The 11949-nt window shown below is 41.1% G+C and carries 9 protein-coding genes, 9 tRNA genes and 2 rRNA genes; 1 reads left to right on the top strand and 19 read right to left on the bottom strand.

Going from position 1 to position 11949, the window contains the following annotated elements; genetic code table 11:
* Positions 1 to 65 precede the first annotated feature (65 nt).
* The 7 genes from rnhC to sigW all read right to left on the bottom strand — a co-directional run bounded on the left by rnhC (position 66) and on the right by sigW (position 8780).
* Positions 66 to 989: a ribonuclease HIII gene (rnhC, locus tag FGG79_RS19015; protein WP_205688844.1), complete on the bottom strand. Its 924-nt coding sequence runs from the start codon at positions 987 to 989 to the stop codon at positions 66 to 68.
* A 329-nt stretch (positions 990 to 1318) separates the two neighbouring features.
* Complete coding sequence (gene glmS / locus FGG79_RS19020; RefSeq protein WP_138781259.1) at positions 1319 to 3121, bottom strand: glutamine--fructose-6-phosphate transaminase (isomerizing); 1803 nt, start codon at positions 3119 to 3121, stop codon at positions 1319 to 1321.
* Between the two features lie 767 nt (positions 3122 to 3888).
* The gene (glmM, locus tag FGG79_RS19025; RefSeq protein WP_138781260.1) at positions 3889 to 5238 is read right to left on the bottom strand and encodes a phosphoglucosamine mutase; all 1350 of its coding nucleotides are present in this window, start codon (positions 5236 to 5238) and stop codon (positions 3889 to 3891) included.
* 24 nt (positions 5239 to 5262) lie between these two features.
* Positions 5263 to 6504, bottom strand: coding sequence for a CdaR family protein (locus tag FGG79_RS19030; RefSeq protein ID WP_171051005.1), 1242 nt, complete (start codon positions 6502 to 6504; stop codon positions 5263 to 5265).
* Positions 6497 to 7333, bottom strand: coding sequence for a diadenylate cyclase CdaA (gene cdaA, locus FGG79_RS19035; RefSeq protein ID WP_138781265.1), 837 nt, complete (start codon positions 7331 to 7333; stop codon positions 6497 to 6499). Before cdaA ends, FGG79_RS19030 begins: the two co-directional genes overlap by 8 nt.
* A gap of 235 nt (positions 7334 to 7568) precedes the next feature.
* Positions 7569 to 8201 (bottom strand): anti-sigma factor family protein, encoded by a 633-nt coding sequence (locus FGG79_RS19040; protein WP_138781285.1) that lies wholly within the window; start codon positions 8199 to 8201, stop codon positions 7569 to 7571.
* Between the two features lie 15 nt (positions 8202 to 8216).
* Positions 8217 to 8780: an RNA polymerase sigma factor SigW gene (gene sigW / locus FGG79_RS19045; protein WP_138781267.1), complete on the bottom strand. Its 564-nt coding sequence runs from the start codon at positions 8778 to 8780 to the stop codon at positions 8217 to 8219.
* Positions 8781 to 8949: 169 nt separating this feature from the next.
* On the opposite strand from sigW, the gene FGG79_RS19050 reads away from it, so the two are divergent.
* Positions 8950 to 9111: an aspartyl-phosphate phosphatase Spo0E family protein gene (locus FGG79_RS19050; RefSeq protein ID WP_138781269.1), complete on the top strand. Its 162-nt coding sequence runs from the start codon at positions 8950 to 8952 to the stop codon at positions 9109 to 9111.
* A gap of 57 nt (positions 9112 to 9168) precedes the next feature.
* On the opposite strand, the gene rocF is transcribed toward FGG79_RS19050, so the two are convergent.
* The 12 genes from rocF to FGG79_RS19110 all read right to left on the bottom strand — a co-directional run.
* On the bottom strand, positions 9169 to 10071 hold the full coding sequence (gene rocF, locus FGG79_RS19055) for an arginase (protein ID WP_138781271.1): 903 nt from the start codon (positions 10069 to 10071) through the stop codon (positions 9169 to 9171).
* A gap of 484 nt (positions 10072 to 10555) precedes the next feature.
* Positions 10556 to 10631, bottom strand: a tRNA-Ala gene (locus tag FGG79_RS19060).
* 56 nt (positions 10632 to 10687) lie between these two features.
* Positions 10688 to 10760, bottom strand: a tRNA-Lys gene (locus FGG79_RS19065).
* 6 nt (positions 10761 to 10766) lie between these two features.
* A tRNA-Gln gene (locus FGG79_RS19070) sits at positions 10767 to 10841 on the bottom strand.
* A 68-nt stretch (positions 10842 to 10909) separates the two neighbouring features.
* Positions 10910 to 10993 (bottom strand) — tRNA-Tyr (locus FGG79_RS19075).
* A gap of 11 nt (positions 10994 to 11004) precedes the next feature.
* Positions 11005 to 11080: transfer RNA gene (locus tag FGG79_RS19080), tRNA-Thr, on the bottom strand.
* 126 nt (positions 11081 to 11206) lie between these two features.
* Positions 11207 to 11282, bottom strand: a tRNA-Val gene (locus tag FGG79_RS19085).
* A 41-nt stretch (positions 11283 to 11323) separates the two neighbouring features.
* Positions 11324 to 11398 (bottom strand) — tRNA-Glu (locus FGG79_RS19090).
* Positions 11399 to 11421: 23 nt separating this feature from the next.
* Positions 11422 to 11494, bottom strand: a tRNA-Thr gene (locus FGG79_RS19095).
* Positions 11495 to 11496: 2 nt separating this feature from the next.
* Positions 11497 to 11571 (bottom strand) — tRNA-Asn (locus FGG79_RS19100).
* Positions 11572 to 11579: 8 nt separating this feature from the next.
* Positions 11580 to 11696, bottom strand: a 5S ribosomal RNA gene (rrf, locus tag FGG79_RS19105).
* A gap of 137 nt (positions 11697 to 11833) precedes the next feature.
* Positions 11834 to 11949 (bottom strand): 23S ribosomal RNA (locus FGG79_RS19110); the annotation flags it as partial.

An 11949-nucleotide genomic window follows, 5' to 3' on the forward strand; every position in this document is an offset into this window, starting at 1 on the left:
GAGTCACTCCAAATTCGTTACATTTTATCATATTTTTACATTTATAACAAGACAAAAAAATAACTTCAAATAATTTGTTCCGTAGTTTTAAAGTGGAGTTTAGCGATTTTTGCTAATTCTCCCTTCCCGTGTAACAATATAAATTGGTTTGCAATCTCAATAGTCTTTTTTGAAGCTCCCTTAGGGAAATTCAGATTATATTTAAAAGATAATTGCTTTAACCGCTTAACAAATTCATCTCTTGCTATAATACTGGCTGCTGCAACAGCAATAATCTCTTCAGCTTTTGTTCTTTGATATAATCTTATCTGCTTTCCTCTACTTAATAATGCCTCTTCGATTAGAGTACTGTCACCAAATTGATCTGAGAGTGCAGATTGACAATCGACTTTTTCCAGCATGTTTTCAATAGTTCTTGCATGCCCCCAAGCTAAGAGCTTGTTTAAATTTTTAATTTTTGTATATAGGTCATTATATTTTTCATTTCCTATTGCCACAATAGTATAAGGACATGTACTTTTTATCTTTAATGCCAGCTCCGATATTTGCTTATCTGATAACTTCTTACTATCCATTACACCTATAGCTCTAAGTATTTCTGATGTTTTTTCATCTACAAATACACCAGCTATAACCAGGGGACCAAAGTAGTCACCTTTACCAGATTCATCAACACCTATTAATGAACTAGGAATGTCTTTTATTTTTCCTACGGCTTTATTTCTTGAGTTTTTTGACTGAACACTTTTATTTCCAGAGATTAAAGTTTCTATCTGATTTAGGAATTCTAAGTCTTTAATTTGGGAAAAATCTATTCTTACACCTTTTTTACTTTCATATATGCGTACTAGTCCACTTACTTTATCTTTTTTCACAATGAATTGAAGACCATAATTAATTTCTTTAGAATCCTCTACTACAAACCCTAATGGCCCTACTAATTTTTTAAATTCTTCAAATAGATCATACTTATTTTTTCCAGATAACAAGTAGTTCACCTAAATTCATTTATTTTTGAAAATAAAGTAGTATATGTAATAATTTGTTACTATATTATACCATAAATATTACCAAAACGGCTTTAATACCTGTAAATTTCATACATTAATAAGATACCTTATGGGGAAGCCACAAATGACCTATACCTAGTAGGCTCATCTTCATCTCATACACTTTTCCAAATTGAATAAAAAGAAGCTCTTAGATAAAATCTAAGAGCTTTCAAAAGTACACATCTTTTTTGTAAAGTATACACCTTTTTTGTAAAGTATACGTCTTTTTTGTCAGTAAACAAGGAAATGTTTTAACTATTTAACCCTTACTCAACCGTAACCGACTTTGCAAGGTTACGCGGTTTATCTACATCACAATCGCGGTGCAGAGCAGCATAGTAAGAAATTAATTGTAACGGGATGACAGAGATAAGAGGTGTTAACAATGGGTTAACCTCTGGGATGACGAAGCGATCATCTTCGTCTTCTAAGCCTTTCATGGAAATGATACAAGGGTTTGCTCCACGAGCGACAACCTCTTTCACATTTCCTCTGATGCCTAGGTTTACTTCTTCCTGTGTTGCAAGTGCAACGATCGGTGTACCATCTTCGATAAGGGCAATTGTACCGTGTTTAAGCTCTCCTCCGGCAAAACCTTCTGCTTGGATGTAAGAGATTTCTTTCAGCTTCAATGCGCCTTCCAGACCTACAAAGAAGTCCAGTGAACGACCGATGAAGAAACAGTTGCGCGTCGTTGATAGATATTCGCGGGCGATATCTTCAAACTCTTCTTTCGTATCACAAAGTGCTTCCATCGCCGTTGCGACGATACCCAGTTCTTGAATAAGATCGAAGCTCTCGGTGGTTCCACATGCTTGACCTGCAACATGAGCCAAAATCGAAAGTACAGCCAGCTGAGCAGTGTACGCTTTCGTTGAAGCAACAGCGATCTCAGGTCCGGCATGAAGAAGCAATGTGTAATCCGCTTCACGGGATAGAGTAGATCCTGCTACGTTTGTGATCGTTAATGATTTGTGTCCAAGTTCTTTAATTTGAACAAGTACGGCACGACTGTCTGCCGTTTCACCACTTTGAGAAATGAAGATGAACAATGGTTTCTTAGAAAGTAAAGGCATATTGTAGCTAAATTCGCTTGCTACATGAACTTCAACAGGGATCCCTGCACTCTTCTCGATGAATTGCTTACCAACAAGACCAGCGTGGTAGCTCGTTCCACATGCAATGATGTAGACACGATCCGCTTCCTTCATGGCACCGACGATTGGCTCATCGATGTGAAGCTGGTTGCTTTCGTTTTGATAAGCTTGAATGATTTTACGAACCACTAGTGGCTGCTCGTCGATTTCTTTCAGCATGTAGTGTGGGTATGTTCCTTTTTCGATATCACTGGCATCGATTTCAGCCGTGTAAGGAGCACGTTCCATTACTTCACCGATCAAATTTTGGATTTCTACTTTTTCTTTCGTTACGATAACCATTTCTTTATCCATAAGCTCAACATATTGGTCCGTTACTTGAATCATTGCCATCGCATCACTTGCTACGACATTGAAGTCTTCGCCAAGGCCAACAAGCAGTGGACTTTTGTTTTTCGCTACATAGATCGTTTCATCGTTTTCAGAATCTAAAAGGGCAATGGCATAAGAACCTTTAAGAAGCATTAACGTTTGACGGAAAGCTTCTTCTACCGAGTTTCCTTCTTCTACAATCTTTTCAATAAGCTGAACGATGACTTCCGTATCCGTATCACTTTTGAACGTTACGTCTGTTAAATATTCACGCTTAAGCTGAGAGTAATTTTCGATTACTCCATTATGAACGATTGTGAAGCGGCCTGAGTTGCTTTGATGAGGGTGAGCATTCACTTGGCTCGGTACACCGTGGGTAGCCCAGCGAGTGTGACCAATTCCTGTGTTGCTTGATACGCTCACATCCACGATTCCACGAAGATCGGCAATACGACCCTTTTCTTTGAACACATGGATGCCTTCATCATTTTGAACGGCAATACCGGCAGAGTCATAGCCTCTATATTCAAGTTTTTCAAGACCTTTTAACAAAATTTCCTTTGTATCTGAACTTCCAATATATCCAACAATTCCACACATAATTAATATATCCTCCCTGAACATGCAAGGGGGCAAGACTCATTTTGGGGCAGCTTGCCCCCTTACCTCTGTTTATCATTAGTATTTACGTTAGTCACTCTTTTCTTCCCTTTGTGCATTAAGTTGCCTTAACGTTTTAAGGATGAAACTTTCGGTTCGGTGACAGTACGAACCGGGAGGCATCCGCCGAATACTCGATAAACCTCCACCTCGTCAACTAGATGATCCTTTTCGTATCTATCATCTAGTCCTGGCGCTTTATAGGTTAATTCCTCACAATCCACCTTTCCTTCTTGAATCATTTCCATTAAATTTCAAAAACGAAAACAAAATCATCATACACCAGCACGTTTCCCTGAGTCAATAAAAATCTGACTTCATCAATAAGTTGTTATCACATTGTCATGTTCCCGACACAGAATGGTGATAAACCATGGATTCATTTTTGTTTCTAAAAAAACTGTTATTTTTCGACTCCATTTGGTGAATGGCAAGGGTACATACTCACCCAATCGAGCTGAAAGAGTTCTTTTAGGTCTAATGCCCCTACGATCGATCACAATCTTGATTTATGAGCCTCATTTCGATTTTATGAGCCTTTTGTCGAAAAACAATAGTTCATGCCAATCGAACCCTAGCTGTAATCAGAGTCATTCCCGCTCTCTAACCATGACAACAATCAAGTGAAAAGAGCCTCTTCAAAAAAAACCCTCCTAATTAAATATGCACAAGGGGTACGTATTGACCCCTTATGCACTAAAAATCAACTATTCGTTCAGACCCATTTCCTGATCAACGACTTGTACAATTTCATTTACATATCGCTCACAAAGCTCTTCTGTAGGCGCTTCTGCCATAACACGAACTAATGGCTCCGTACCTGAAGGACGAACAAGTATGCGACCATTTCCGTTCATTTCTTCTTCAACCTTTTGAATTACATGTTTAACAGTTTCGTTATCCGTTACGTGGTGTTTGTCAGTCACTCGTACGTTCACAAGCTTCTGTGGGAATTTCTGCATTTCTCCCGCCAGTTCAGATAAAGATTTACCTGTCACCTTCATAATGTTAGCAAGTTGGATACCCGTTAACAATCCGTCACCGGTTGTATTGTACTCTAGGAAGATAATGTGGCCGGATTGCTCTCCTCCGAGAGTGTAGCCGTGTTTCTTCATTTCTTCTACTACGTAACGATCTCCGACAGCCGTCTGGATACTTTGGATACCGTTCTCTTCTAGTCCTTTATGGAAGCCAAGGTTACTCATGACAGTAGACACGACTGTCGACTGTTTTAATTGACCCTGTGACTTTAGGTACTTACCACAGATGTACATGATCTGGTCACCATCGACGATTTCTCCGTGCTCATCAATAGCAATGATCCGATCTCCGTCTCCATCAAAGGCAAGTCCCAGGTCTGCTCCCTTTTCCTTCACCATTTCAGCAAGCGCTTCTGGGTGGGTAGATCCAACGTCTTCATTGATGTTTAATCCGTTTGGTGACGCCCCCATTGTGGAAATGTCTGCATCGAGATCAGCAAACAGATGAGTCGCAAGAGCTGATGTAGCACCGTGTGCACAATCTAACGCAATATGTAAACCATCGAAATCTTCGTCAACTGATTGTTTTAAATACTGCAGATACTTTTGACCGCCTTCGAAATAGTCACTTACTTGACCTAAATCGGCACCTATTGGACGAGGTAATCCGTCAACAGATTGGTCCAATAGATCTTCAATTTCATGTTCCTGGGCATCTGATAATTTAAAGCCATCCGGTCCGAAGAATTTAATACCATTATCTCCAACCGGATTATGGGAAGCGGAGATCATGACCCCTGCCTGGGCTCCCAACGCCTTTGTTAAATAAGCCACACCTGGAGTTGAAATAACCCCTAAGCGCATCACTTCAGCACCAATTGATAGAAGCCCCGCTACTAGCGCGCCTTCAAGCATATGGCCGGAAATTCGAGTATCTCGTCCAATCAATATTTTGGGACGCGTAGCATCCTTTGTCAGAACATAACCACCGAATCGTCCAAGCTTAAATGCTAATTCCGGTGTTAATTCTGTATTCGCTACACCTCTTACTCCATCAGTTCCAAAATACTTACCCATCGTCATTCTCTCCTTTTTCAGCTCTTATGCTGATGTGTTCTTTTCTTTAATTTCTATTTTTACGGTTTTGTGAGACAAGGTCCATTCTATATTGTCAGGACCATCTGCATCTATTTCCACCTCATGTTCACCAGGCTCAAGCCCTGAAAGGTCGAGTGCCAACGAGAAGTCTTCTTTCGTCACTTTATTCACTTCTTCGTTCTGACCTTTCATTGCTACATCGACTACACCGCCTTCAGGTGTCACGATGGTATATTCATAATCGTCAGCGAGTCCCTCAGGGGTAACTTCAAGTCCTGATAAGTTCTTCTCTTCGGTTGTACTCACATCAACCTTGACCTTCACTGCCTCAGGAGCCACTTTATTTAAACCTTCTTGAAGGGAAAGGGGTACAGTAATAGTCGAATCCTTCTTTATTTTAGAGAGATCGACTTCTGCCAGCAATTCCTCCACTTTGTCCAATACATCCTGTCTGCCAAATATCGTTGCCTCTTTTGGTTCTACTGAAATCGACTCCAAGGTCGTTCCTTTTGGCAGGCTGCCCTTTTGTTTAATCGTGACAGGTACACTTTTACTCGGGTTTACAACCGAAACAGTCACATCCACCATTTCAGGGTCGATTTTCACATCCAACTTATTGTATTCCCGGTCGAGCACCTGTACGCGGGCTTCCCTAGTCACATTCTCATTGATTTCTTCTTCTAGATCCAACGTAGCTATTACATATGCAACCCGGTCAACTTCATCTTTTGAGCCAGTGACTTTCACTGTTTGCGGATCAACCGCAAGACCTTCGGCTTCATATCCATTCGAAAGAATACTATCATTAAATTTTGGTTCAATCGTAAATTCTTCTGTGACTTTTTCCCGGACCGATATATTGACGAAATCGGGATCAAGTTTCACTTCCAATTTATCAGAAATATTTTGAGTCAGAATTTCAACCTGATGTTCACCTATCCCGATATCATTTAAATCCACATACACTTGAAAATCCTTCAATGTCTTGGCTTGTTGCACGATGGCTTTCGACCCTTCTACGGTCACATTCACCGTATCTGGCAAGCCTGACACTTCCAAATTCTCACTATCATAGAACACTTCAAGCGGAACATCCTGGATCGTTTCAATCGCATTTTGCGAGTTACCGTTACTATTGTTGGCCGTTTTCTGTATGTCATCAAAGTTAACCGAGAGATAAAGAATAAACGCTAACAAAAGTCCAACAATACGCATGAACCATCGACTTTCCATGAATTTATCCATTTTCTTTCTTCCCCCTAAAGCTCCATTTCGTTGAGGAAGCATTCGTCTTATCGCCAATGAGCTCTAAGGTCATAATTTCTCTGAAGCGCTCCAGAGAGAGGTCGCGATGTAACTCTCCATTTTTCGTAATGGAGATAGCTCCCGTTTCTTCAGATACAACGATCGTGATACTATCTGTTACTTCACTCACACCAAGCGCCGCTCTATGCCTTGTTCCCAGTTCCTTTGAAATAAAAGGGCTTTCTGACAAAGGAAGGTAGCAGGCTGCAGCAGCAATTTGGTTCTTCTGGATAATCACCGCTCCATCATGAAGAGGTGTATTTGGGATGAATATATTAATGAGCAATTGAGACGTGATTTTCGCATTGAGTGGGATACCTGTTTCGATATAATCACTCATACCCGTTTCTCTCTCAAGTGTAAGAAGAGCCCCGATCCGACGTTTTGCCATATAGCTAACGGCTTTTGTCATGGATTCAATCATTTGTTCCTGCTCTTCTTCTTCCTGTAGGCCGGTCCTTGAGAACAGACGCCCCCTGCCGAGCTGTTCAAGGGCTCTGCGGAGTTCTGGTTGGAAGATGATGATAATTGCAAGGAATCCCCAAGTCAGGGCTTGTTCCATCATCCAGCCCAACGTATCGAGTCCAAAGATGCTACTAAGGCCCCTCACAATGATGATGACAAAAATACCTTTTAATAATTGTACTGCTTTCGTTCCTTTTATCAGCATGATCAGTTTATAGATTACAAACCATACCACGAGTATATCTACTATATCTGAGACATAATCCAGCGCGGAGTAATCCGAAAAAATATCGATAAACGGCATATTACATCCTCCAATAGCTTAATCGAAAGCGTAAGCCGCCATGTGTGGCTTCTCCATTTTCGTAACGATCTAATTATAGCACATTTTATCACGTTCAAATGAAAGACACCCACGGCCACATGATTTTTTCTTTTCTATTCATGAACTCACGTTTTTGCATAAAAAAACTGACACGAAAATCAAAAGTGTCAGCCCTTTAGGGACGGACCTTCTGTTCCATCCCCTCTATTTTATCTTACTTTTCTTCAAGTTGCGAATTTCCCCAGTCCAACGTGTCTTTAGCCCCTTTTTTTATCTGGTACCAAAGCCACTCAAACGCTTCATCGATTTCATGGATTTCTCCTGTCACACTACCTGCAGAAGCCAAATACTGCTTTCCGTTTATGATCGTGACATTCCCAGTCACTTTTCCTTCTATTTTCACATCGCCGTTCCGGACTACCAGATCCCCATTCACGACTTCACCTTCCGGAACGAACACCGTATGATCCTTTACGACTAATTTCGCATTTTTCGTAAAGGAGAAATCCTGATCATCATTCCAGGAAGTAAGAAAGCTTCCAGTCATAAAGAATAAAAATAATGCAGCTGCCGTCAGTAACGGGTGATGGCGGAACCATCTTTGGACTCCAACTTTCTTCTTCTCTTTTGGTAATCTCGACATGACTTTATCCGTAAAGTCTGTTGAAGCGCTAATATGAGAAGTGCTCTGTACAAAAGCTATCGCTTTTTTCAGCTCATGGAAGTGATGCTGACATTCGCTGCACTCCTGCAGATGATGTTTCAGCACTTCTTCGGTTTCTCTATTTAAATCTCCATCTAAATAATCGTGCATAAACTCGATGATTTCTTCAGGACAAGGCTTAATGTTCACTCACCCTCTCTACAGTGATCGTAATTGTTTTCTGAGAGCTTCCCGCCCTCTATGTACTCGAGTTTTGACCGTTCCCAAAGGTAAGTCCAATATTTCGCTGATTTCTTGAAGAGGGAGCTCTTCAATGTATTTTAAAACAATGACCGATCGATATTTCTCCGGTAGCTTTGAAATTTCTATTTGAATGGTTTCCTGCAGCTCCATATTCTCAACTTCATCTTCCGGGAGTTGAACATCAGCAGCCACTTGTGAATACATGGTTAAGCCTTCTGTCCCGGCAACCTCTGCATCTAGAAAATAATCCGGCTTCTTCTTCCGAATTCTGTCGATACAAAGATTCGTTGCTATTCGAAATAGCCACGTCGAAAACTTCCGCTTCTGGTTAAATGTTTCAATATTCACAAATGCCCTGATGAATGCCTCTTGGGCAATATCCTCTGCCTCATGGCGATTCCCGAGCATCCTATAGCAAATCTGAAACACTTTATCCTTATAAAGCTCGACTAATTCTGCAAAGGCATTCTGATCACCTTTCAACACTTGTTTTATCCGTTTGTTCACTAATGCTTCCATTTCACAACCTCCGCTCTATGCGGCTATATTTATATACGCAGAACCCTATCAAAAGGTTTCAATTTTTTTTATATTATTATCCTAACAAATTTTCAAGGGTGTGTGTTTACATTTATTAGAAAAGGGGTATTAATGGACTAATTATTTCTTTTTGCGGGAGGATCTCGAAATGAGGGGAAGAACGAATGATTTATTATTTCAAATTGAAGACTGCCGTCGCCAAATGGTCGAACTCGCATTAAAGTCTTCCTTTGCCGATGAGCAAGTAGTTGATTTGAGTACTCGTCTTGACGATCTGTTAAATCAATACCAAGTGTTCAAGCACCATTGAATAGATATAGATGAAGGCTGGAAACCTTGAAAGGTTTCCAGCCTTTTTTTAAACTGATTATAGCAATTTTTCTCCAAACAGTGATCCCATCAATGCGACAGCAACCGTAGCCGTCTTATTCTTCTCATCAAGAATTGGGTTAACCTCTACAAACTCTGCAGACGTAATCATCCCCGACTCCTCGAGCATCTCCATCGCCAGGTGGCTCTCACGGTAGCTGATTCCCCCAAGTACGGGAGTTCCGACTCCTGGTGCATCACTTGGATCTAGTCCATCTAAATCAAGTGATAAATGGACGCCATCTGTTCTGTCCTTCAAATAGTCAATGGATTCTTCCATTACCTTCGTCATACCAAGGCGATCGATTTCATGCATCGTATATACTTTAATGCCTTTTTCTTTAATTAACTCCCTCTCACCTTCATCCAATGAACGTGCACCGATGATGACAATGTTTTCCGGTTTAATCTTAGGTGTATCTTGTCCAATATTCGTCAATTCCTCATGACCGATGCCTAGGCTTACGGCAAGCGGCATCCCATGGATGTTTCCTGAAGGGGAGGTATCCCCCGTATTCAAATCACCATGGGCATCATACCAGATCACCCCTAAGTTCTCATAATGAGGTGAAACGCCAGCAAGCGTCCCAATCGCAATACTGTGATCCCCACCAAAAATCAATGGGAAATCCCCGCTTCCAATCACATCATTCACCTTACCTGCCAGTCGCTCACTCGCTTCAGCAACCGCTTTCAAATTTCGCAAATTGGTATCAGGATTATTATGTATACGCTCAGCCTGGCCGATTTCGATATCTCCCAAGTCCTTGATGTCATATCCCAGGTCCTCAAGACGCTCTACGATACCAGCGTAACGGATCGCGCTCGGTCCCATATCTACACCTCTTCGCATTTGCCCTAAATCCATTGGCACACCGATAATTGAAATATTTTTTTTCATCAAAAATTCCCCCTATTCAAAATATATATCTACCTCTATTGTATCCATATAATGACCGATGACTCAACTGGACAAGATTGTGTATATATATGCGTTAGCAGAAGGGTTTTATGGGTGTATGTGTGTAAGATTATGTAGATGGTCCCTACTGGAGGTGTAGGAGGATGACTTTTCATGGTGATGGATGATTGTTTTAAAAATAAAATCTATTTTTTGAAAATAAGTGAGACTGAATTGAAAATAAAACCGAATTATTGAAAATAAAGGTGACAAAATTGAAAATACCTGTTTAAAGGTTATTAAAATTGAGGCTTTCAGGCAGCTTCTATAGGAGTGAAGGCATAAAATGATGGAATATCAATTGATTCTTGTATTTTCTTTATCAACCTCAAATAAAAAAACCTCAAATCTCCAAAAAGATTCAAGGTTTAATCATGTCGTATGTATGGTTATTTCACTTCGCTTGCGCTTCGTAAAAAAAACTTGGTGGAGCCTAGCGGGATCGAACCGCTGACCTCCTGCGTGCAAAGCAGGCGCTCTCCCAGCTGAGCTAAGGCCCCAAAGATAAGTGAGTATAAAGAAATTCTCACACCCTGCGATGTGAGAATTTCTTTGATGAGCCATGAAGGATTCGAACCTTCGACCCTCTGATTAAAAGTCAGATGCTCTACCAACTGAGCTAATGGCTCGTAAAATGGCTGGGCTAGCTGGATTCGAACCAACGCATGTCGCAGTCAAAGTGCGATGCCTTACCGCTTGGCTATAGCCCAATACTATCTTTAATGGCATAAAAAAGGGACATTTATAGGATGTCCATTTTACACTTGAATATACAAAATGGTGGAGGGGGGCAGATTCGAACTGCCGAACCCGAAGGAGCGGATTTACAGTCCGCCGCGTTTAGCCACTTCGCTACCCCTCCAGCTAAAAAAATGGTGCCGGCAAGAGGACTTGAACCCCCAACCTACTGATTACAAGTCAGTTGCTCTACCAGTTGAGCTACACCGGCATATTTAATTAATTATTTTTAGATGAAGACGACTTAATAAAAAGTTGTCTCACTGAAGTAATTTAAGGATAGATATTTTTCTTGCGCAATTTCAATGAAGTTTATTTTACTTCCGTAAAAAAAACTTGGTGGAGGATGACGGGATCGAACCGCCGACCCTCTGCTTGTAAGGCAGATGCTCTCCCAGCTGAGCTAATCCTCCAATATGTAAATGATTTGTTAATTGCTTTTCGCAAAAAACGTTGGTGACCCATACGGGATTCGAACCCGTGTTACCGCCGTGAAAGGGCGGTGTCTTAACCGCTTGACCAATGGGCCAGTCTACTATTTAAAAATATAAAAGCTTCCAACCGGGCTCGAACCGGTGACCTCTTCCTTACCATGGAAGCACTCTACCTGCTGAGCTATGGAAGCAATGGCTCCGCAGGCAAGATTCGAACTTGCGACCGATCGGTTAACAGCCGATAGCTCTACCACTGAGCTACTGCGGAATGATATTGCCTGGCGACGTCCTACTCTCACAGGGGGAGATCCCCCAACTACCATCGGCGCTGAAGAGCTTAACTTCCGTGTTCGGCATGGGAACGGGTGTGACCTCTTCGCGATTATCACCAGACATTTTGCTTACAATGACAAATATTATTATATAATATTTTCAACGAATTTCAAGGGGTAAATGAAAATTTATTCCCTGAAAACTAGATAAAGAATTGATGTCAAGAAAGCCGAATATCGACCAGTCGTTGTTCATTTGTGGTTAAGTCCTCGATCGATTAGTATCAGTCAACTCCACATGTCGCCATGCTTCCATCTCTGACCTATCTACCTAGTCATCTTCTAGGGATCTTACTCACTTACGTGATGGGAAA

It is taken from the genome of Bacillus sp. BHET2, assembly GCF_005938125.1.
Lineage (GTDB): Bacteria > Bacillota > Bacilli > Bacillales > Bacillaceae_B > Rossellomorea.

What these genes read in the sequence shown, in the direction of transcription:
- glmS (WP_138781259.1), bottom strand. Translation starts at nt 3,121, where the DNA reads ATGTGTGGAATTGTTGGATATATTGGAAGTTCAGATACAAAGGAAATT.
- glmM (WP_138781260.1), bottom strand. Translation starts at nt 5,238, where the DNA reads ATGGGTAAGTATTTTGGAACTGATGGAGTAAGAGGTGTAGCGAATACA.
- FGG79_RS19030 (WP_171051005.1), bottom strand. Translation starts at nt 6,504, where the DNA reads ATGGATAAATTCATGGAAAGTCGATGGTTCATGCGTATTGTTGGACTT.
- cdaA (WP_138781265.1), bottom strand. Translation starts at nt 7,333, where the DNA reads ATGCCGTTTATCGATATTTTTTCGGATTACTCCGCGCTGGATTATGTC.
- sigW (WP_138781267.1), bottom strand. Translation starts at nt 8,780, where the DNA reads ATGGAAGCATTAGTGAACAAACGGATAAAACAAGTGTTGAAAGGTGAT.
- FGG79_RS19050 (WP_138781269.1), top strand. Translation starts at nt 8,950, where the DNA reads ATGAGGGGAAGAACGAATGATTTATTATTTCAAATTGAAGACTGCCGT.
- rocF (WP_138781271.1), bottom strand. Translation starts at nt 10,071, where the DNA reads ATGAAAAAAAATATTTCAATTATCGGTGTGCCAATGGATTTAGGGCAA.